Annotated in this window: 15 protein-coding genes; 3 read left to right on the forward strand and 12 right to left on the reverse strand. The window is 64.0% G+C overall.

All coding sequences use genetic code 11. The annotated features are described in order from the left end of the window. Positions 1-95 precede the first annotated feature (95 nt). From D886_RS0112005 to D886_RS0112015, 3 genes are all read right to left on the reverse strand, one after another. On the reverse strand, positions 96-857 hold the full coding sequence (locus D886_RS0112005; protein ID WP_027594167.1) for a siderophore-interacting protein: 762 nt from the start codon (positions 855-857) through the stop codon (positions 96-98). Further along, positions 850-1,395 carry a PadR family transcriptional regulator gene (locus D886_RS0112010; RefSeq protein WP_027594168.1) on the reverse strand — a complete coding sequence of 182 codons (546 nt, stop codon included), beginning with the start codon at positions 1,393-1,395 and terminating at the stop codon, positions 850-852. Before D886_RS0112010 ends, D886_RS0112005 begins: the two co-directional genes overlap by 8 nt. Positions 1,396-1,482: 87 nt before the next feature. Beyond that, positions 1,483-4,620 carry a transglycosylase domain-containing protein gene (locus tag D886_RS0112015; protein ID WP_027594169.1) on the reverse strand — a complete coding sequence of 1,046 codons (3,138 nt, stop codon included), beginning with the start codon at positions 4,618-4,620 and terminating at the stop codon, positions 1,483-1,485. 418 nt (positions 4,621-5,038) lie between these two features. Between D886_RS0112015 and D886_RS0112020 the strand changes: the two genes are divergently transcribed. Beyond that, the gene (locus D886_RS0112020; RefSeq protein ID WP_027594170.1) at positions 5,039-6,457 is read left to right on the forward strand and encodes an amino acid permease; all 1,419 of its coding nucleotides are present in this window, start codon (positions 5,039-5,041) and stop codon (positions 6,455-6,457) included. 38 nt (positions 6,458-6,495) lie between these two features. Here the strand turns inward: D886_RS0112020 and D886_RS0112025 are convergent, their stop codons facing one another. Together D886_RS0112025 and D886_RS0112030 are read right to left on the reverse strand one after the other, a co-directional pair. Beyond that, positions 6,496-8,115: an FMN-binding glutamate synthase family protein gene (locus D886_RS0112025; protein WP_027594171.1), complete on the reverse strand. Its 1,620-nt coding sequence runs from the start codon at positions 8,113-8,115 to the stop codon at positions 6,496-6,498. Between the two features lie 110 nt (positions 8,116-8,225). After that, positions 8,226-12,506, reverse strand: coding sequence for a DEAD/DEAH box helicase (locus tag D886_RS0112030; RefSeq protein ID WP_027594172.1), 4,281 nt, complete (start codon positions 12,504-12,506; stop codon positions 8,226-8,228). 127 nt (positions 12,507-12,633) lie between these two features. On the opposite strand from D886_RS0112030, the gene D886_RS0112035 reads away from it, so the two are divergent. Next, on the forward strand, positions 12,634-13,047 hold the full coding sequence (locus D886_RS0112035; RefSeq protein ID WP_027594173.1) for an NUDIX domain-containing protein: 414 nt from the start codon (positions 12,634-12,636) through the stop codon (positions 13,045-13,047). Here D886_RS0112035 and metR read toward each other — a convergent pair. After that, complete coding sequence (gene metR / locus D886_RS0112040; protein ID WP_027594174.1) at positions 13,031-13,948, reverse strand: transcriptional regulator MetR; 918 nt, start codon at positions 13,946-13,948, stop codon at positions 13,031-13,033. The genes D886_RS0112035 and metR overlap by 17 nt on opposite strands. A 196-nt stretch (positions 13,949-14,144) precedes the next feature. Between metR and D886_RS0112045 the strand changes: the two genes are divergently transcribed. Continuing rightward, positions 14,145-15,140 (forward strand): alpha/beta fold hydrolase, encoded by a 996-nt coding sequence (locus D886_RS0112045; RefSeq protein WP_027594175.1) that lies wholly within the window; start codon positions 14,145-14,147, stop codon positions 15,138-15,140. A gap of 36 nt (positions 15,141-15,176) precedes the next feature. On the opposite strand, the gene D886_RS0112050 is transcribed toward D886_RS0112045, so the two are convergent. The 6 genes from D886_RS0112050 to D886_RS0112075 all read right to left on the reverse strand — a co-directional run bounded on the left by D886_RS0112050 (position 15,177) and on the right by D886_RS0112075 (position 21,683). Then, entirely contained in the window at positions 15,177-16,505 is a 1,329-nt protein-coding gene (locus D886_RS0112050; RefSeq protein ID WP_027594176.1) for a sigma-54 dependent transcriptional regulator, read from the reverse strand. Next, positions 16,502-18,406: an ATP-binding protein gene (locus tag D886_RS0112055; protein ID WP_027594177.1), complete on the reverse strand. Its 1,905-nt coding sequence runs from the start codon at positions 18,404-18,406 to the stop codon at positions 16,502-16,504. The genes D886_RS0112050 and D886_RS0112055 overlap by 4 nt, the downstream gene beginning before the upstream one ends. Positions 18,407-18,473: 67 nt before the next feature. Beyond that, a complete protein-coding gene (locus D886_RS0112060; protein WP_027594178.1) occupies positions 18,474-19,208 on the reverse strand; it encodes an amino acid ABC transporter ATP-binding protein in 735 nt (244 codons plus the stop codon). After that, on the reverse strand, positions 19,205-19,876 hold the full coding sequence (locus tag D886_RS0112065; protein WP_027594179.1) for an amino acid ABC transporter permease: 672 nt from the start codon (positions 19,874-19,876) through the stop codon (positions 19,205-19,207). Before D886_RS0112065 ends, D886_RS0112060 begins: the two co-directional genes overlap by 4 nt. Further along, positions 19,877-20,623: an amino acid ABC transporter permease gene (locus D886_RS0112070; RefSeq protein WP_027594180.1), complete on the reverse strand. Its 747-nt coding sequence runs from the start codon at positions 20,621-20,623 to the stop codon at positions 19,877-19,879. 142 nt (positions 20,624-20,765) lie between these two features. Continuing rightward, the gene (locus D886_RS0112075) at positions 20,766-21,683 is read right to left on the reverse strand and encodes a glutamate/aspartate ABC transporter substrate-binding protein (protein ID WP_027594181.1); all 918 of its coding nucleotides are present in this window, start codon (positions 21,681-21,683) and stop codon (positions 20,766-20,768) included. Positions 21,684-21,708 lie beyond the last annotated feature (25 nt).

Genomic DNA, 21,708 nt, shown 5'->3' on the forward strand with positions numbered 1-21,708 from the left:
AGGCTGCTCCTACAGAAAGCTGAGCTGCGCCACAGATGTTGGGCACCCGTCCATTATCTGGGGCGAAGCTCAAGCGCGTTAGGCGAGAGCGGCGCTTACTCGTCGTCCGCAGTACCGTCCGCCCGCCAGTAGGCTGCTGCTTTCAAGGCATCGTCAGGCACGCCTTTTTCCAGCAGCAACGCCTTGGCCTGGCGGGTCAGGGCTTTCTCCAGCGCCACCCAACCGTACAGCCTGCCTTCTGGCAAGGTCAGGTTCTTCAGCAGGGCGAGCAGGTCCTCTTCCTGGCGCCGGACCCAGATCACATCCACCTGCGCCTTGCTTGGCAGCGGCTGGCGTTCCTGTTCGTCTTCGATCTGGATTACCGCCAGCACGTGCCGGCCCGCGGGCAGTTCTTCAAGGCGGCGGCCGATAGCGGGGATCGCCGTCTCGTCACCGATCAGCAGGTAGCTGTCGAAGATATCCGGTACCACCAACGAGGCCCGTGGGCCGGCGATGTTCAGGTGTTGGCCTGGCGCAGCCTGGGCGGCCCAGGTGGAGGCAGGGCCATCACCGTGCAGGACGAAGTCGATGTCCAGTTCGTTGGCCACCAGGTCGATGCGCCGTGGCGTGTATTCGCGCATGGTGGGCCTTGCCCCGCCGTCGCGGCCCAGGTTACGGGCGTCGATGGCCTGCTGTTGTGCTGGCGTTTCGGCAAACAGCAGCTTCACATGATCGTCGGTACCGACGCTGGTAAAGCCTGCCAGTTCCGCACCGCCCAGGGTGATACGGCGCATACGTGGGGTCAGGTCGGTGACGCGCAGCACGTCAAGGCGGCGCTGGCGGATTTCGTGGTTGACGCGGTGAATGGTGTCACTCATGGGTGTTCTCCGTAACGGCATCGTCCGGCCCGGAGGCAATGGCCTTGGCCGTGTTGTTGAGCAGGTCGCGGACCCGTTCGATTTCTTCCGGTGTCCAGCGCCCGCTGTGCATGTGCAGCGCATGGCGCAGGTTGCCGACCGCTTCGTGGATCTCGGGTGGGCGGTCATGCCCGCGCAGGGCGCGTTTGCTGACTTCGATGCGCATACGCACGCCGTCGAGGGCGACCGCCTGCTCGGCCAGTGCGGTGCGGCCGGCATCGGTGATGGCGTACAGGCGTTTGCTGCCCTGGACCTGGCCGCTGATCAGCTCGGCCTCTTCAAGGAAGTTGAGGGTCGGGTAGATGACGCCGGGGCTTGGGCTGTAGCTGCCGTCGAACAGGTTCTCGATCTGGCGGATCAAGTCATAACCGTGGCCAGGTTGCTCAGCCAGCAGGGCCAGCATCAGCAGCTTGAGGTCGCCGGGGGCGAATACGCGGGGGCCGCGTTCGCCGCGGCCGGGGCGGCGCTCGAAAGGATCGTGGGGTGCAGGGTCGCGCATCAACATGGGCTCCGTCTTGTGCGATATATCTTAAGATATTACTCAAGATATATCTAAAGACAAGCCATGAATGCCAATGATTATCATCTAAATGTTAGATGAGTCGCTCCCGTGCATCGCAACCTGCGGCGCTTTGCATTCATTCGGGTTGCCCGGCTGCAGGTATGGCATGAGGATCGGCGCCATGCCCTTTAGCACTTGCACGGGCAATGCCGAGGTGAATTTGAACGCTTCGGCCGAGCGCCCCGGCACGAATGCGGTCAATGTGCCGAAGTGGTTATCGCCCAGGAAGAACACGAAGGTGGCGGTGCGGTTCAGCGAACGCGAGCCGATCAAGCGGCCCCCGGCACCGAAGCTTTCGATGCGGTTGTCGCCGGTACCGGTCTTGCCGCCCATCACCAGCGGTGTACCGTCCTGCAGCTTGAAGCTGCCGGAAATACGCCGCGCCGTCCCCGCGTCGACCACTTGCGACATGGCGCCTTTGAGGGCCCGCGCGACCTCCACCGGGAGGATCCGCTGGCCGCGATCGGGGTCACTCACCAGCTTGGTCTCGTAGGGGGTGTTGGCGGCGAAGTGCAAGGTGTCGATGCGCAAGGTCGGCAGGCGCACGCCGTCGTTCTGAATGATGCCGACCAGTTCGGAGAGGGCGGCCGGGCGGTCACCCGAGCTGCCGATGGCGGTGGCCAGCGACGGCACCAGGTGGTCGAACGGATAGCCCACGCGCTTCCAGCGCTGGTGGATGTCGAGGAACGCTTCAATCTCGACCATGGTGCGGATACGGCTGTCGCGTGCACCCTGATGGCGGCTCTTGAACAGCCAGCCATACACCTCCTGGCGTTCGAAGCGGCTGGCATTGACCATTTCGGTCAACGTCGAGCTAGGGTGCTTGAGCAGATAGCCGAGCAGCCACAGGTCCAGCGGGTGGACCTTGGCGATGTAACCCTGGTCGGGCAAGTCGTACTTGCCCGGGCCGTAGGCGTCGTACATTTCCGACAGGCGACCGTCGGTGAGTTTGCCCAGGGCACTCTTGTCGTCCTTGCTGTGCGCGCGTACGAAGGCGTTGAAGGTTTCCTGGCCGGCTTCGGGGAACAGGTAGCGGTGCACCGCCGCCAGGCGCTGCGGGGTCACGCGCATGCTGTCGAGGAAGGTGTCCAGGCGTTGTTGCGAGGTTTTGCGCTGGTACTTCTTCCAGAAGCGCATCAGGTAGTTGGTGCCCTCCTTGTCGGCGAAACGGGCCAGGTATTCCTGGCGGCGGGGGTCGGCGTCGTCCTTGAGCAGCGGTACCCGATTGAACGGCTGTTGATAGGTGACGTAGCGCACCAGGTCGCGCATCAGGCGGATGAACGGCAGGTTGATCGATTCGCGCAGGGCGATCTTCAGCGTTGGGTTGCGGCTGTTGTCTTCCTTGCGGAAGTTGTTGAACACGTGCATGCCACCCCCGGTGAAGAAGGCTTCGCCGGTGTTGGCCGAATACTTGCGTTCCAGGGCGGCGTCGAGCATGGCATCTAGGTTCTGGTCCTTGCTGTTCTGCATCAGCCATTCCAGTGACCACTGGGTGATGCGGTCCAGTTCGGCCACCTCGACCTTCTTCAGTTCGGCAGCGGGCTTGCCGGCATACTTGTCGTGCAGCTCGGCGATGATTTCCAGGTAGGTAGTGAGCACCCGCAGCTTGGCCGTCGAGCCCAATTCCAGCTTGCTGCCTTCGTTGATGTCGAACGGCTGGTCGGTGCTGTCGGTCTGCACCCGCACCCTCGAGCCATCGGCGGTGCGCTCGAACAGCGTGAAGCTGTAGCGCACCTGGTCGGTGGTCTTGGTGGTCAGTAGGCGTTCGCCGATCAGCCCGATCTGCGCCGCGAACTCAGGGTCCGAGAGGTTCTTCAGGTACTGGCTGACCTGCATCTGCAGGTCGGCCTGCAGGGTGCTGGTGGCCGACAGGTCGAGGCGGTCGAGGTCGTACAGCGGGCGGTTGAGCATGGCCGCCAGGCGATTGCGGGCCAGGCTGATGCCCTTGTTGGTGATGATCGGCACGATGGTCGGTTGTGCCACCCAGTCGCGATACACCGCCTTGCTGGCCAGCGCCGCATCGGCCAGCGGCTGGTCGATGACTTTGTTGGCGGCGAGCACACGCACATGGGAGTCGGTGAGTTCGGCCAGTTCGACCCGGCCTTTGGACAGGTAATGCGAGGGGCGACGCTGGGCGATCATCAGCGACAGCACCTGGCGCAGCGCAAGGCCACGCGCCGCGAGGCTTTCGGGGTCGCTGGCGGTCGACAGCAGGGCCTGGTTGACCTGGTCGAAATCGGCGCCGTACCAGACCCGCAGGCCTTCAGCCATGCCATGCACTTCACCGTGGCCGGGCACCGCCGAGAGCGGCACGCTGTTGAGGTAGTCGCGCACGATGCGCTGCCGGGCCTCGGTGGTGTCCGGGCCGCCCTGGTAGGCACGCACGCTGGCGGACACCATCTGGCGGATCTTCTCGGCGCCGGACACGGTCAGGCCGTCCGGCGAGTGGCGGTACTTCTCCAGCTGCGTCGCCAGGGTACTGCCACCGGCCGACTGGCCGGGCAAGGCAAAGTACTTGGCCACCTGGCTGTAGGCGGCCTTGGCGAAGCGCGGCCAGTCGACGGCCGGGTTGTTGCGCGGGTCGGTGGTGTCGAGCAGGTCGCGGTTTTCGATGAACAACAGGCTGTTGACCATCACCGGCGGGATCGCTGCAAAGTCCGGGTACAGGTGTTGCGGGTAGTTGTACTGGTAGAGCGTGTCGCCACGGCAGTCGGTAATCGACAGGCCAGCCTGAATTTTCTCGATATAGGGGGCGAACAGGCCGTGATCGACGTAGTCCATCAATGCGGGCGAGAACTGCACCTGTTCGCTGATCAGGTAGTCGCGTTTGAGCAGCCGCGGCAGGAATTCGCCCAGCGCGCTGTAGCCCAGGCGTTTGTCGAACGGGCCTTCACCGGGGTAGACGATGGCATCGCTGGGGCCTGGCTGCAGCGAGTAGGTCAGGGTGGTGGCGAGCTTGCTGAACTCCCGCGATTGCAGGTTGGAGGTGCGGAATTCGTCATAGGCGGCAAAGCCCAGGGCGATGAGGGCCACCAGCAGGATCAGAATGATCAGCCGCCACCAGAGCCGACGCTGACGTGGGGACTTTGCAGGTGGCGTCTCGGCCGGAGGGGTTGCGGGTGCTTCCGTTCTGGTTGGTTCCGATTGCCACAGTGCGCCCATAGTCTTCAATCCGGCCAGGTATTTTCGTCTTGCTTGTCTGAAGCTTAGACGTTGACCGGGTTGGGTGAAAAATTTGTAGGAAGGCGAGAAAAGTGACGTAGGGATATGCGGCTTTGGTGTGGGTTTCGGGGCCAGGTGATGTTGATAAGGTGTCGCCCTGAATCTGCGGCGTGTAACAGCCTCAGAACCCTATCAGCAGTGGAATAGACCCGAGATTTCTCGCCAAATTTCCCCGTTTATACAGTGAAAATCCCTACAGGTAGCTTCCTATACTGCTCGCCCCTTCGACCTGCCGGACGCTCTACTCCGGCACACGGGCCGGCCCACAAGGCCAGCCCGGCCAATCAACGCCCCGCCTATCGGCGCGGCAGTTGCGGCACGAAGGTCAAATCCAATAACAAAATGAGGTTGTATTGCTATGCCAGTCGGCAACCACCCTGCCCATGCCGAGACCGCACAAGGCGGCCCTCTCAAGCGTGAACTGGGCGAACGGCACATCCGTCTTATGGCGCTGGGCGCCTGTATCGGTGTCGGTCTCTTCCTCGGTTCGGCCAAAGCCATCGAAATGGCCGGCCCTGCCATCATGCTTTCCTACATCATCGGTGGCCTGGCCATCTTGGTCATCATGCGCGCCCTCGGTGAGATGGCCGTGCACAACCCCGTTGCCGGCTCGTTCAGCCGCTACGCCCAGGACTACCTTGGCCCATTGGCCGGTTTCCTCACCGGCTGGAACTATTGGTTCCTGTGGCTGGTGACCTGCGTGGCGGAAATCACCGCAGTGGCCATCTACATGGGCATCTGGTTCCCCGACGTACCCCGCTGGATCTGGGCCTTGGCGGCGCTGGGCAGCATGGGCGCGGTCAACCTGGTTGCGGTCAAGGCGTTCGGTGAGTTCGAGTTCTGGTTCGCCCTGATCAAGATCGTCACCATCATCGCCATGGTCCTGGGGGGCATCGGCATCATTGCCTTCGGCCTGGGCAACGACGGCGTGGCGGTGGGTATTTCCAACCTGTGGAGCAATGGCGGCTTCATGCCCAACGGCGTGACCGGTGTGCTGATGTCGCTGCAGATGGTGATGTTTGCCTACCTGGGCGTGGAAATGATCGGCCTGACCGCCGGCGAAGCGCGCAACCCGCAAAAAACCATCCCGCAGGCCATCGGTTCGGTGTTCTGGCGCATCCTGCTGTTCTACGTGGGGGCGCTGTTCGTGATCCTGTCGATCTACCCGTGGAACGAGATCGGCAGCCAGGGCAGCCCGTTCGTGATGACCTTCGAGCGCCTCGGCATCAAGACTGCGGCCGGCATCATCAACTTCGTGGTCATCACGGCGGCGCTGTCGTCGTGCAACGGCGGCATCTTCAGCACTGGGCGCATGCTCTACAGCCTGGCGCAAAATGGCCAGGCCCCGGCGACCTTTGCCCGCACCTCGAAAAACGGTGTGCCGCGCAATGCGTTGCTGCTGTCGATTGGTGCACTGTTGCTGGGCGTGCTGGCCAACTACCTGGTGCCGGAGAAAGTCTTCGTCTGGGTGACCTCAATCGCCACCTTCGGCGCGATCTGGACCTGGGTGATGATCCTGCTGGCGCAGCTCAAATTCCGCGCCGGGCTGTCGACTGCCGAGCGCAAGGCGTTGAAATACCGCATGTGGCTGTGGCCGCTGAGCTCCTACCTGGCACTGGCTTTCCTGGTGCTGGTGGTGGGGCTGATGGCGTATTTCGAGGATACCCGCGTGGCGCTGTACATCGGGCCGGCGTTCCTGGTCTTGCTGACCGCCTTGTACTACACCTTCCGCCTGGCGCCGAAGGAGGCGCAAGGGGTAGCGAGCACCGCATCCTGATGTGAACTGGCTGGGGCCGCAGAGCGGCCCCAGCCATGTCAGGCTGCCACCTCACTGTTCGGCTCGAAGCTGTCCGCCCTGGCCAGCTGCCACATCCGCGAATAAAACTGCCCATTCACCTCGCCGGTCAGCAACTCGCCCGGCTTGAGGAATACGTGCATCTGCGAGAACAGCTTGATCTCCGTGGCCGATACGCGCCGTACCAGGTGCTTGGCCTCCAGTTGTGCGGGGTGGTCCAGGCCGGCCGCTGCCAGCATTTCGGCCAGGGCGCGCAGGGTGTTGTGGTGGAAGTTCAGCACCCGTTGGGCTTTGTCCGGCACCACCAGCGCACGCTGGCGCAACGGGTCTTGCGTGGCCACGCCAGTCGGGCACTTGTTGGTGTGGCAGCTTTGCGACTGGATGCAGCCAATGGCGAACATGAAGCCACGCGCCGAGTTGGCCCAGTCGGCGCCGATGGCCAGCACGCTGGCGATATCGAACGCGCTGACGATCTTGCCGCTGGCGCCGAGCTTGATCTTGTCGCGCAGGTTCAGGCCCACCAGGGTGTTGTGCACGAACAGCAGGCCTTCGCGCAGGGGTACGCCGATGTGGTCGGTGAACTCTACCGGCGCAGCACCGGTGCCGCCTTCCTTGCCGTCGACGACGATGAAGTCGGGCAGGATGCCGGTTTCCAGCATGGCCTTGGCGATGCCCATGAACTCCCACGGGTGGCCCAGGCAGAACTTGAAGCCGACCGGCTTGCCGTCCGACAGCTCACGCAGCTGGGCGATGAACTGCATCATTTCTATTGGGGTGGAGAAGGCGCTGTGGCGTGACGGCGAGATGCAGTCCTCGCCCATGAGCACGCCGCGGGTTTCGGCAATCTCCTGGGTCACTTTGTGCTTGGGCAGGATGCCGCCGTGCCCTGGCTTGGCGCCCTGGCTCATCTTGATCTCGATCATGCGCACCTGCGGGCTGCGTGCCTGGGCGGCGAAGCGCTCGGGGTCGAAGCGCCCGTCAGGCGTGCGGCAGCCAAAGTAGCCGCTGCCCAGCTCCCAGACCAGGTCGCCACCGTGTTCCCGGTGGTAAGGGCTGATGCTGCCTTCGCCGGTGTCGTGGTGGAAGTTGCCCAGCTTGGCGCCCTGGTTGAGGGCGCGGATGGCGTTGGCGCTGAGTGAGCCGAAGCTCATGGCGGAAATGTTGAATATCGACGCCGAATACGGCTGCCGGCACTGCGGCCCGCCGACGATGACGCGGAAGCTCGCCGGGTCGGTCAGCGGTGCCGGGCGCATGGAGTGGCCGATGAATTCGAAGCCGGACTCATACACGTCGATCAGGGTACCGAAGGGTTTGTCCGAGGCTTCGTTCTTGGCCCGGGCATAGACCAGCGAGCGTTGCGCGCGGGAGAAGGGCAGGGCGTCGCTGTCGGCTTCGAGCAGGTACTGGCGAATCTCTGGGCGAATGCCCTCGACCAGGTAACGGATGTTGCCGAGGATCGGGTAGTTGCGGCGTACGGCGTGGCGTTGCTGCAGCAAGTCGAACACACCGATCAGGCTGAGCACGGCAGTGGTCAGGGTGAACGGCCACAACCATTCATGGTGGGTGAACGGCAGGCTCGCCAGGGTGAACAGTACACAGGCGGCGAAGAAGGCGTAGCGGCTGAGAAGTGACAGGCTCATACGGGGTCCTTGCGATGGCGCGGTCAGGCTCAGGGCCTGGGGCAAACCCCGACCATAGCCCGGTTGGGCGATGCTGAAAATGAAAATCGGGGTATCGAAAATCATTCGCTTCAGCGTGCATCGCTCAACAACCTGCGGCGCCAGGTGTCCTGTTCCTCCACCGAGGCCTCGATGAGGAACTGGTAACGCCCGGCGACTCGCACCGCCACCGGCACGCCATCGCGGTACAGCAAGCGGTTACCGCTCACCGCGGGTAGTTTCGCCCCTGGCAGCAATGACCCGACCACATTGAGCGGGTCGCTGGCGCTGACCATCACCAGTGCGCCCTCCGGCTCACGCCGGCGCACTTGCCGCAACAGGCCCACAGCCTCTGGCAAGGCGAACTGCTCACCGGCCAGCCCAGCAATGAAGCGCCCACCCCGGATTTCGCCGCGGGCCTCCAGGCGGTGATAGCAACGCAGCAATTCGCGCCAGGGCGGCAATACATCACTTTCCCGCTCCAGCAGCCGCCAGCAGATCACCCCATAGCGGCGCAACAGGGCGCGGGCGATGTGCTCCAGACGCTGGCTGTCGTCTATTGCAGCAGTGCCCCTGCGCAACAGCGCCCAGCGGCCGGCGTGGGCCATGCTGGTGGAGAGGGGGGCATGGCCGCGCCTGCTGGTGCGCGAGGTGCGTTTTGCCGCTGGCGTGATCAGGCTGCGCAGCCCGGTAAAGCTGTCGGCACCCACCAGGCCAAAGCCCACCAGTGCCTGCAATGCGGTTTCCAGTTCGCTGGGCAGCAGGTGGGCTTCCTGCGTCAGTTCATCGAAGAACAACGCCCCCTGCGCCTGCAACACGTCATGCACGCGTTGCGCCCGCGGGCCGAGCTCGTCTACTGCCGGTACGGGCGCCAGGCTGCGCCAGAGGCCCAGGTGTTCGCGCGGCAGCAGCACCAGCGGTGTACTGGCCAAGGTCGTGCTGGCCACCGTGGTCGCCAGCCGGCTCCAGGCAAACTGCCCGCTGCGGCAGGTGTCGTCGAGCCAGTGCGGGCTGTAGTCCTGGATGCGTGCCGGCAGCAGCTCCGCCTCCCAGGCGCCGGCCGCAGCGGGGAAGCCCTGCAACTGTGCCAGCACTTCAGCTACGGCCTGTGGCCCGCGCAGGCGCTCGTCTGCGGCCAGGTGCTGCCAGTCGAACAGAAAACGCATGAAGTCTTGCAGGCTGACCGGTTCGATCTCCCGGCGCAGGCGTTTGACCGTGTAGCGGTGGATGCGCGCCAGCAAGTGCCGTTCGCACCACTGCAGCTGTTGTTCCGCAGGCCTGAAATAGCCGCGCAACACGTAGCCCTCGGCCTCCAGGCGGGCCAGGGCCTGTTCGATGTCTGGCTGCGGCTTGCCTAGAGGGGTGGCGATCTGCGCCACGGTTTGCGGGCCGTGGCCACTTAGGCGAGCACGCAGCAGTTCGCTTAGCGCATTGTCCGCCTCGATGGCTTGCTCGAAGCCTGGCAGCACGTTTAGCGCAGGTTCGGTGGCTGAACCTGGATACACACGTTGCAGCAGGCTCAGGCGTTCACGCGCCAGCCACAGCTGTTGATCCGGCAGGCGCAAGGCGCGCCCCGCTTTGGCCAGTTGCCGAAGCAGCAAATCCCAAGGGGCGTTGGCCTGCACTTCATGGGCAGTGATGGCCCCCAGGCTCATCAACGCTTCGTGCATCTCGTCGGCGTTAGCCGCTTGCGGCCAGGCCTCGCTCTCTACGGCGGCGATGGCATCGGTGTCCAGCGCGCCCAGCTCATCCGCGCTGTGCAGTTCGTTCCAGCGCCGGTTGAGCACGGCCTGGGTGCGTCGCTCTTCCAGGGGCGCATCGTCAAGAAAGGCGTAGGGCCTGGCGTTGAGGATGGCCGAGGCCAGTGGCGACGGGGCCGGCAGGTCACGGCTGAGCAAGCGCACCTCACCGCCTTCGATGCGGCGCAGCAAGGCCAGCCAGCCTTCGCTGTCCATGGCTTCGTGCAGGCAGTCGTCGAGGGTCTGCTCGACCAGCGGATGATCCGGAATCTGCCGTTCGCCGGCGATGTTTTCCAGGCAGGCGATTTGATCGGGGAACACCGAAGCAATCAGGTCCTCGCTTTTCATCCGCTGGAGCTGCGGGGCCACCTTGCGCCCACCGACGAAGCGCGGCAAGGCCATGGCCACGGCAGCGTTCCAGCGCCAGCGCACGCCGAACAAGGGCGCATCGAGCAGGGCCTGGATCAGGAGCTGTTCGGCGCTGCGGCTGGACAGGTAGCGCCACACCTCATCCAGCGTAAAACTGTGGCTGGTGGACAGCGACAGGACGATGGCATCTTCGCTGGCCGCCGCCTGCAGTTCAAAATTGAAGGTGCGGCAAAAGCGCTTGCGCAGGGCCAGGCCCCAGGCACGGTTGATGCGGCTGCCGTAGGGCGAGTGGATGATCAGCTGGGTACCGCCGGACTCATCGAAGAAGCGCTCCATGATCAGCGTCTGTTGCGAGGGCAGGGCGCCCAGCACGTCGCGGGTGCGCCCCAGGTAATCGAGCAACTGGCTAGCGCTGTCTTCGCCCAGCTCGAAGGTGCGCTGCAGCCAGGCCAGCACGGCGGTACTGTCGGCGCCGGGCAACCCCAGTCGCTCATCGATGCGTGCCTGCAGCCGAGCGACCGCGGCGGACAATTCGTCACTGCGCCCCGGTGCTTCGCCCAGCCAGAAGGGGATGGTCGGCGGCAGGCCATGGGCGTCCTCCACCCGCACCCGGCCCGATTCGACGCGCAAAATCCGGTAGGAGGCGTTGCCCAACTGGAAAATATCGCCGGCAATGCTTTCCACGGCGAAGTCTTCATTGACGCTGCCAATGTTCAGCGCCTGCGGCTCGAGTAGCACGGCGTAGTCGGCGGTTTCGGGGATAGTCCCGCCACTGGTCAGCGCAGTCAGTTGGCTGCCGCGGCGGCCGCGCAAGGTGCCGCTGACCGCGTCGCGGTGCAGGTAGGCGCTACGGATGCCCTGGCGGCCGTTATAGCCTTCGGCGAGCATGCGCAGCAGCGCCTGGTAATGGTTGACGTCGAGTTCGGCGTAAGGCGTTGCCTGGCGCAGGCAGTCGAACAGCGCTTGTTCCTGCCAGGGCTGATTACTGGTTTCGGCGACAATCTGCTGGGCCAGCACGTCGAGGGGCGCAGTGGGAATGTGCAGTTGGTCGAGCTCCCCGTGGCGCACGCAGTCCAGCAGGGCGATGCATTCGATCAAGTCGTCGCGCGAAGTGGGGAACAGGCGCCCTTTGGGGATGCCCTCGACCTGGTGCCCGGAGCGCCCGACGCGTTGCAAGAAGGCCGCGATCGAGCCGGGTGAGGCGATCTGGCAGACCAGGTCGACATCGCCGATGTCGATGCCCAACTCCAGTGACGCGGTGGCCACCAGCATCTGCAACTGGCCGGTTTTCAGGCGCTGTTCCGCATCCAGGCGCAGTTCCTTGGCCAGGCTGCCGTGGTGGGCGGCCACCGCGTCCTTGCCCAGGCGGTCGCTGAGGTGGCGGGTCAGGCGTTCGGCCAGGCGCCGGGTGTTGACGAACACCAACGTGGTGCGGTGCTCGCGGGCGAGGGTTGCCAGGCGGTCGTAGACCAGGTTCCAAACGTCCGTGGCCATGACCGCGCCCAAGGGCACGGGCGGCACCTCGAGGGCCAGGTCGCGCTGGCGGGCGTGGCCAATGTCGACGATCGCGCAAGGGCGCTGATGGCCGACCAGAAATTGCGCCACGCGCTCCACCGGCCGCTGGGTGGCCGACAGGCCAATGCGACGCAACGGCCGCCCCGTCAGCGCCTGCAGGCGCTCCAGGGTCAGTGCCAAGTGCGCCCCCCGTTTGTTGCCGGCCAGGGCATGGATCTCATCGACGATCACCGTGTGCACGCTGGCCAGGCCCGCGCGGCCCGAGGCCGAGCCCATCAGCACATAGAGTGATTCCGGCGTGGTCACCAGGATATGCGGAGCCAGCTTGCGCATGGCTGCACGTTCTTTTTGCGGTGTATCGCCGGTGCGCACAGCGGTGCTGATGCGGGGCGGCTTGAGGCCCTGGTCTTCCAGCGCCTGGCTGATGCCTTCGAGCGGCGCTTGCAGGTTCAGGCGAATATCGTTGGACAGCGCCTTGAGCGGCGAGACATACACCACTTGGGTGCACGCGGGCAGTTCGCCGCCGTGTTCGAGGCCTTGGCAGAACAGTTCGTCGAGCACGGCCAGAAAGGCGCTCAAGGTCTTGCCGGAGCCGGTCGGTGCGGCCAGCAGCATCGACTGGCCGCCGTGAATCAATGGCCAGGCACGCGCCTGGGCGTCGGTGACCGTGGCGAAATGGCGACGGAACCAGGTGCCGACGGCGGGGTGGAACAGCGCCAGCACCGGGTGCTGTTGGGCGGGTAGGTTCATGTGTTGGTTATGGCGGGTGGGCGGCGGGTTGGCAAGGGGCCGTTCGTCTGTGAGGGCAGGCTGCACCGACCTTGTCAGGCGATCAACCCCATGGGATCCTCTCAGGCTTTTCCAGCGAGCCCGTCCCATGCCCAACACCCTTCGCATCGCCGCCGCCCTGCTGATCGCCCCCCAGGGCCGCACCTTGCTGGTGCGCAAGCGCGGCACCGTGGCCTTCATGCAGCCCGGCGGCAAGATCGATGCGGGTGAGTCGCCGGTAGAGGCGCTGGTGCGTGAGCTGCATGAGGAACTGGGCCTGCGCATCGACCCGGCCCAGGCCATCCACCTCGGCCAGTTCAGCGCGCCGGCTGCCAACGAGCCAGGCTACCAGGTGCAAGCCGAACTGTTTCGCGTCGACAGCGCCGAAGCCGTGACCCCGGCGGCGGAAATCGAAGAAGTGGTGTGGCTGGCGGCGGACCAGGCGCCTGCGTTTGAGCTGGCGCCGCTGACCCGCGACCTGATCCTGCCGTTGTACCGCCAGGCCGTCAGCGTACCGCGCTGACCCCATCGAGGGTGGCGAACGAAGTGTCCTTGGCGGTCAGCAAGAAATCGCGCATGTACGGCGCATCGAGCATGTCGGTGCGTACCGCCGCATAAAGCGTGGCGAACAGGCCCTTTTCGCCCAGGCGCTTGCCTTTCACATAGCCCCGCGAGCTGTACTCGTGCAGAGCCCAGTGCGGCATGCCGCACACGCCACGGCCGCTGGCGACCAATTGCATCATCATCACCGTCAGCTCCGAGGTACGCACGGCGGCTGGCTCAATGTCGGCCGGCTCCAGGAAGCGGGTGAAGATATCCAGGCGATCGCGTTCCACCGGGTAGGTGATCAGGGTCTGGTCGAGCAGGTCTTGCGGCACCATGTAAGGCTTACTGGCCAGCGGGTGCTGGTTGGCCACGGCGAGCATGGCTTCATAGGTGAACAGCGGCACGTAGGTGATACCGGCCAGGTCCAGAGGATCGGAGGTGACTACCAGGTCCAGGTCGCCACGGGCCAGCGCGGGCAGGGGAGCGAAGGCGAAACCCGAGGCCAGGTCCAGCTCGACTTCCGGCCAGGCATCGCGGAACTGGTCGATGGTCGGCATCAGCCATTGGAAGCAGCTGTGGCATTCGATGGCCATGTGCAAGCGCCCGGCGGTGCCACCGGCCAAGCGCGCGATGTCACGCTCGGCGCCGCGTAGCAGCGGCAGGGTGGCATCTGCCAGTTGCAGCAAGCGCAGGCCGGCACTGGTGAAGCGGATCGGTTTGCTCTTGCGCACGAACAGCGGCAAGCCCAGGCGCTCTTCCAGCTCTTTGAACTGGTGCGACAGCGCCGACTGTGTCAGGTGCAGGCGTTCGGCGGCCTCTACCAGGCTGTCGGCCTCGCGCAGGGCATGAAGGGTTTTCAGGTGGCGGATCTCCAGCACTGCTGACTCCGAGGGTTGTATGCCAAAGGGAAGGAATTGAGTTGAGTTTCTCTCATGTTGCCCAGGCTGTCGACTGGACCGTTGGCCACACCACTCAGCGGGGGTCATCAAACTGTCACTGAACTGTGGCAGCGCGCCCGACAGAAATTCATCAAACTCGCGCTCTACTGGGGATCTGTATTCTGGTGTTTCTTTCATGCGGGCTTTGCTGCTGTTTCTCTTCTTCCTTTTCAGCGTGCCGGCGAGTTTCGCCGACCAACGCTGTGACACGCAGGTAGCGGTACAACGGGCTGAACTGGGTGATTTGAGCCTGGTTTACCAAAGCGTCGGTGCGCCGCGAGACCCTGCATTGCTGCTGGTCATGGGCCTGGGCGGGCAACTGATCCATTGGCCGGACGACGTGGTCGAGGCTCTGTGCCGCCAGGGTTTTCGGGTCATACGCTACGACAACCGCGATGTCGGCCTGTCGCGCTGGAACCAACTGCCACCCTCGGCCAACCTGACGGTCGAGCTGCTGCGCTACAAGCTCGGCCTGCCGGTTTCCGCCCCCTATACGCTCACTGATATGGCGGGGGATGGGCTGCGCTTGATGGATTCATTGGGCATACGCCAGTTTCATGTGCTGGGTGTCAGCATGGGCGGGATGATTGCCCAGCACCTGGCGGCAATGGCGCCGGAGCGGGTCCGTAGCCTGACGCTGGTGATGTCCAGCTCAGGCGCCGCAGGGCTGCCGGCGCCGGACCCTGCCCTGGTGCAGCTGTTGGCCCGGCGCAGTGCGCCCAACCGTGAGGTAGCGATCGAGCAGCAGGCTGACTTGCTGGCGGCACTGGGCAGCCCGCAGGTGCGTGATGATCGGGTCGCCTTGTTGCAGCAGGCAGCGGTGGCCTATGACCGGGCATTCAACCCGGATGGTGCCAAGCGCCAGATCATGGCGATCCTGGCCGAACCGAGCCGCGTGGCGTTGCTCAACCAGCTGCGCGTGCCGACGCTGGTGGTGCATGGCACGGCCGACCCGTTGTTGCCGGTGATGCATGGGGTGCACTTGGCGGCGCATATCCAGGGCAGCCAGCTGCGCTTGATACCGGGGCTGGCGCACCGTTTTCAGGAGCCGTTCAAGGCGCCGTTGCTGGGGGCGGTGCTGCCTTACCTGCAATCGCATCGGCAGGATGTGACGCATATTGCGGGGCTGTGAGATTGGCATTGCCCGCGAAGCAGGCGCCGCCGATTTTCAGCCCAGCCCGTACTTTTTCACTTTGTCGAACAGCGTGGTCTTGGCCATGCCCAGCTCCTGGCTGGCCTGGCTGAGGTTGCCGCCGGTGCGTTGCAAGGCATCGCTGAGCAGGTTGCGTTCAAAGGCCTCGACAGCCTCGGAAAAACCCAGGCCCTGGCTGGCGCCGCCACTCGGGCCCTTCTTGAAGGCCGGTAAGCCCAAGGCATGACGCTCGGCAACGTTGCGCAATTCTCGCACGTTGCCCGGCCAGTCATGGGCCATCAACCGCGACAAGGTCTGGCTGTCCAGTGTCGGTGCTTCACGGTCGAAGCGCAGGGCCGATTGCTGCAGGAAGTGTTCGAACAACTGCAGGATGTCTTCGCGGCGCTCACGCAGGGGGGGGAGCTCCAGCGTCACCACGTTCAGCCGGTAGTACAGGTCACTGCGAAACTGCCCGTTCTGCCCCATGGCATCGAGGTCGGACTTGGTCGCGGCGATTACCCGGCAATCCACCGCGATGCTCTGGTTTGAGCCCAGCCGCTCCAGTGTGCGCTCCTGCAACACCCGCAGCAGTTTGATCTGCAGGTTGATCGGCATGCTCTCGACCTCGTCGAGGAACAGCGTGCCGCCATTGGCGTGTTCGATCTTGCCGATTCGGCGTTTACCTGCGCCGGTAAAAGCGTTGGCTTCGTGGCCGAAAATTTCGCTCTCGAAGAGGTTTTCGGGCAGGCCGCCGCAGTTCAGCGCCACGAAAGGTTGGCCCTGGCGGCGGCTGAAATCGTGCAGGCAGCGGGCGATCAGTTCTTTGCCGGTGCCGGTCTCGCCTTCGATCAGCACGTTGGCCGAGGTGTCGGCGACGTTGGCGATCAGTTCACGCAGGTGCTCCATGGCCGGCGAGCGGCCAATGATGCGGCCCTCCAGGCTGCTCTGTTCGGCCAGTTGGCGGCGCAAGGCAACCACCTCGCGGGACAGGCCGCGCTGTTCGAGGGCGCGGCGCACCACGTCGACCAGGCGCTCGGGGGAGAAGGGCTTTTCCATGAAATCGTAGGCGCCGTTGCGCATGGCGCCGACCGCCATGTCGATATCGCCATGGCCGGTGATCAGCACCACCGGCAGGCTGCGGTCGCGGGCCTTGAGGCGGTTGAGCAGCTCAAGGCCATCGATGCCGGGCAGGCGAATGTCGCTGACGACGATGCCGGCAAAGTCGTCGCCGATGCGTTCCAGGGCCTGTTCGGCGCTGCCGACCCCTTCGCAGGCGATGTCTTCCAGGGCCAATGCCTGCTGGCAGCCGAGCAGCACATGCGGGTCGTCTTCGACAATCAGGACGGTGAGAGGCGCTTGGTTCATGGGTGCTCTGCCGATTCGCTAGGGGGGGATACCAGGGGTAGGACAAGCACGAAGGCCGTGCCGCCACTGACAGGATGCTCGACGTTCAGGCTGCCTTTGGCGGCGGCGGCAAGGCTCGCCGACAAGGTCAGGCCCAGGCCCAGGCCATGTTCGCCCGGTTTGGTGGTGAAGAAGGGTTCAAACAAATGCTTGCGTGCCTCGGCGTCGATGCCATGGCCGTTGTCGCGTACCCGCAGGCGATACTTGTCACCCTGCAGTTCGCCTTCGAGCCACAGCTCTGGCAGGGGCTGGGTGGCCATGGCGTCGATGGCGTTGCCGATCAGGTTGACCAGGATCTGCTCCAGGCGGGTCTGGTCGATGGCCAGTTGATGGTCTTCGAACTGGTTGTGCAATTGCAAGTGGCAGCCACTGATGCGGTTGGCCAGTACTTGCAGGGTGGCGTCCACCGCCTTGGCCAGCGAGGCCTGGCCACCGTCGTCGCCACGGCGGGCGAATGAACGCAGGCTGGCGGTGATACGGCCCATGCGGTCGATCAGGTCGTTCATGGTACGCAGGTTGGTGCTGGCCGTTTCCAGCGCGCCGCGTTCGAGGAAGCGCACAGTGTTGCCGGACAACGTGCGCAGCGCGGCCAGCGGCTGGTTGAGTTCGTGGGCGATGCTGGTCGACATCTGCCCAATGGCAGCCAGCTTGCCCGCCTGCACCAGCTCATCCTGGGCATGGCGCAGGGTTTGCTCGGCGTGCCGGCGCTCGCGGATCTGCCCCTTCAGCCGCTCATTGCTGGCGCGCAAGTCGGCGGTGCGTTCGGTGATGCGGCGTTCGAGTTGGCTGTTGGCTTCCTGCAGCGCCTCGCGGGCGGCCAGGCGGGTGGCGATGACCTTGCGGCGTTCGTTCCAGGCGATGCCCAGGATGGCCAGCAGGGCGAATGCCACCCCGACCAGGATGCCTTGCACCATCGATTCTCGGCGCAGGTCTTGCAGCGGGGTCAGCAGGGTGAAATGCCACGGGGTGTCGACCAGGCGACGGGTCTGGGCCAGGTAGGCCACTTCATGGGCCTTGCCTTGCGCTGTTTCGCTGTTGGCCGGGAAGGTCAGCTTTTCAACACCATCGGCGAGGGTTTCCCGCGCCAGAGGTTGCAGCTCGTTCAGCGGCCACCAGTAATACTGCAGGCTACGCGCCAGGCGTTCCTTGATTTGCGGGGTCAGCGGGCGCACCGACTTCAAGCGCCGGGCCGGGTCACTGGACAGAATGATGATGCCGTTCTCATCGCTGACGAACGCTTCCAGGCGGGCACGCTGCCAACGTTCTTCGAGGGTGTCCAGGCGTACCTTGATCACCGCTACGCCTATGATCTTGCCGTGTTCTTCCAGGCCATGGGCCAAGTAGTAGCCGGCCTCGCCGGTGGTGCTGCCGATGCCATAGAAGCGCCCGGGTTCGCCGCGCACGGCAGTCTGGAAGTAGGCCCGGAACGACAGGTCTTCACCCAGAAACGAATCGGCATCGCGCCAGTTGCTGGTGGCCTGCACCCGGCCGTTGGTGTCGAGCACGAAGATTGCCCGGCTGCGGCTGCGCCGGTTCAAGCCTTCGAGGTATTCGTTGACCGCCTGGCGGGAGCCGCCATCGGGCTCGGTGAGCAGGTGCGAGACGCTGTCTTCAAGCTCCAGCAGGCTGGGCAGGTAGGTGTATTTGCTGATCTCGCTCTCGACCGTGCGCGCGTGCAGCTCCAGCTGACGCTCGCCGTTTTCGCTCAGGCTGCGGATGCCATTGCTCTCGCTGACCAGGTAACCGGCCATACCGAGGCCGACCATCAGCAGGATGATCAGGGGGGGTAACAGCAATTGACGAATCAGGCGGGAATTCACGGCAGGTCTGGCAGGGAGAAGAAGCGAAGGATCGCATTTCATCACAGTGGCCTTGTCACGACCAGCGTCCGCTGCCCGATGGGGGCGGGCAGCGGAGGCTGAGGCCGGCTTAGTGTTGCAGGATCTTGCTGAGGAAGTGCTGGGTGCGTTGGTCGCGGGCGTTCTGGTCGCCGAAGAACTCTTCTTTGGTGCAGTCTTCGATGATGCTGCCTTTGTCCATGAAGATGACCCGGTTGGCGACCTTGCGGGCAAAGCCCATCTCGTGGGTCACGCACATCATGGTCATGCCCTCGTTGGCCAGCTGAACCATCACATCGAGCACTTCACTGACCATTTCCGGGTCCAGTGCCGAGGTGGGTTCGTCGAACAGCATGACGATTGGGTCCATGGCCAGGGCGCGGGCGATCGCCACCCGTTGCTGCTGGCCGCCGGAAAGCTGGCCGGGGTGTTTCTTGGCATGCGCGCTGAGGCCGACGCGATCGAGCAGGGCCAGGCCTTTTTTGGAGGCTTCTGCCTCGCTGCGGCCGAGCACCTTGCGCTGGGCGATGGTCAGGTTTTCGGTGATGGTCAGGTGCGGGAACAGCTCGAAGTGCTGGAACACCATGCCCACCCGCGAGCGCAGTTTCGGCAGGTTGGTCTTTGGGTCGGCAATCGAGGTGCCATCGACCACGATGTCGCCCTTCTGGAACGGCTCCAGCGCGTTGACGCACTTGATCAGGGTGGACTTGCCCGAGCCCGACGGCCCGCACACCACTACCACTTCACCCTTCTTGACGTCGGTGCTGCAGTCGGTCAGTACCTGGAAGTCGCCGTACCACTTGTTGACGTTCTTGATGGAAATCATACGGTGATCCTTTTTTGCAGGCGCTTGACCAGCCACGAAGCGGAGAAGCTGATGATGAAGTAGACGACCCCGGCGAAGATCAGGAACTCATGAGAGCGCCCGATGATGTCGCCGTTGGAGCGTGCCGAGTTGAGGAAGTCGACCAGGCCCACGGTGTAGACCAGCGAGGTGTCCTGGAACAGGATGATACTTTGCTGCAGCAGCAAAGGGGTCATCTTGCGGAAGGCCTGGGGCAGGATGATCAGGCGCATGGTCTGGGCGTAGTTCATGCCCAGCGCTTGCGCGGCGCCCATCTGGCCCTTGGAGATCGACTGTACACCGGCACGGACGATTTCGCAGAAGTAGGCCGCTTCGAACATCATGAACGCGACCACGCAGGAGGTGAACGCACCGACGGGGGTGTCTTCGCCGGTGATCCAGCGCAGCACGAACGGCACCGCCAGGTAGAACCAGGTGATCACCAGCAGCAGCGGGATCGAGCGGAAGTAGTTGACGTAAGCGCCCGCCACCCGCGACAGCAGCTTGCTCGATGACAGGCGCATCAGCGCCAGGAGGGTGCCGAGTGCTATACCGCCGACCACGCCCATGACCATCAGTTGCAGGGTCATGATCATGCCTTCCCAGAGGGCGGGCAGGGCGGGGATGATTTCGCTGAAATCCATGTCCATTTACTTGCCTCCCACGGAAATCAGGCCAGGTACTGCGACTTTCTTCTCGACCAGGCGCATGAGCAGCATCAGGCCCATGTTCAGGGTGAAGTAGATCAGCGTGGCCAGGGTGAACGCCTCGAACAGGTTGGCGGAGAACTCTGCGGTCTGCTTGGTTTGTGCCAGCAGCTCCATCAGGCCGATCAGCGAGGCCACCGAGGAGTTCTTGAACACGTTCAGGAACTCGGACGTGAGCGGCGGAATGATGATCCGATAGGCTTGCGGCAGCAGCACGTTGGTGTAGATCTGCGGCAGGCTGAAGCCCATCGCGCGGGCTGCGGATTCCTGGCCGCGGGGCAGCGCTTGGATGCCGGTGCGCACTTGTTCGCAGACACGGGCCGCAGTGAACAGGCCCAGGCACACCACCACGCTGATCAGCGCCGAAGTGGTCGGGTTGAGGTCCTGCTTGAACCATTCCTGCAGGCCTTCGGGCAGCAGGTCCGGTACCAGGAAGTACCAGATGAACAGCTGCACCAGCAGCGGCACGTTGCGGAACAGTTCCACATAGACAGTGGCGATGCCCGATACCAGGCGGTTCGGCACGGTACGCATGACGCCAAGGACAGACCCCAGCAGCAGCGCGATGATCCAGGCGGTGATGGCGATGGCGATGGTCCAGCCCAGGCCGGTGATGTACCAGTCCAGATAGGTTTCGCTGCCCACGCCGGTGGACTTGAAGAACACGCCCCAGTCCCAGTTGTAATTCATCGGGATTTCCCCTCAGACGGTTGTTTCACGGGCACCTTCGAGCATCCGGGGGCGCTTGGCGCCCTCGGATGAAAGGTTAGACACTAATGAGTGGCCTGCAGAATTGATTCGTGCGCATGCGCACCAGGCCACTATCTGAGGATCAGGACTTCTTCTCGTCCGCCGCTTTGTCGGTCGGCTCGGCGATCAGTTTTTTCAGCTCGTCGCTCATCTGGAACTGCAGGTTCAGGCCCTTTGGCGGGATTGGCTGCATGAACCACTTGTCGTAGCTCTTGTTGACTTCGCCCGACTTGAAGTAAGCCACGATGGCCTCGTCGACCGCTTTCTTGAACGCAGCATCTTCCTTGCGCACCATGCAGCCGTAGATTTCGTACGACTGAGGGGTACCGGTGATAACCCAGTCGGCCGGTTTGCGAGCCTTGGCCATTTCACCGGCCAGCAGGGCGTCGTCCATCATGAAGGCCACGGCGCGGCCGCTTTCGAGCATGTTGAAGGCTTCACCGTGGTCCTTGGCGGAAATCACGTTCATCTTCATTTGCTTGTCGGCGTTCATCGCCTTGAGGATGCGCTCGGAGGTGGTGCCGGCGGTGGTCACCACGTTTTTGCCAGCCAGGTCCGGGAAGTCTTTATAGGAAGGCTGACCGTCCTTGACCTTGGTCAGCAGGCGGGTGCCGACCTCGAAGATGCCGACCGAGAAACCGACTTGCTGCTGGCGCTCGACGTTGTTGGTGGTGGAGCCGCACTCCAGGTCGACGGTGCCGTTTTGCACCAGCGGGATGCGGGTCTGGGAGGTGACGAGGTTGTATTTGACCTTGATGTCGGTGCCCAGTTGTTTTTTCAGGGCCTCGACCACGGCCAGCTGGATGTCGTGGGAGTAGCCCACGGGCTCCGGCTTGCCTGCCAGGTAGGAAAATGGAATGGAGGAGTCGCGGTGGCCCAATGTGATGGTGCCCGAGTCCTTGATCTTCTTCAGGGTGCCGGTCAGCTCCTCGGCCATGGCCGGCGAAGCGATGACTGCAGCCGCGATAGCGGCGCCCAGCAATTGACGAACGATACGCATCAAATTTTCCTCGACATGTTTGTTT

It is taken from the genome of Pseudomonas sp. LAIL14HWK12:I7, assembly GCF_000483465.1.
GTDB classification, from domain to species: domain Bacteria; phylum Pseudomonadota; class Gammaproteobacteria; order Pseudomonadales; family Pseudomonadaceae; genus Aquipseudomonas; species Aquipseudomonas kermanshahensis.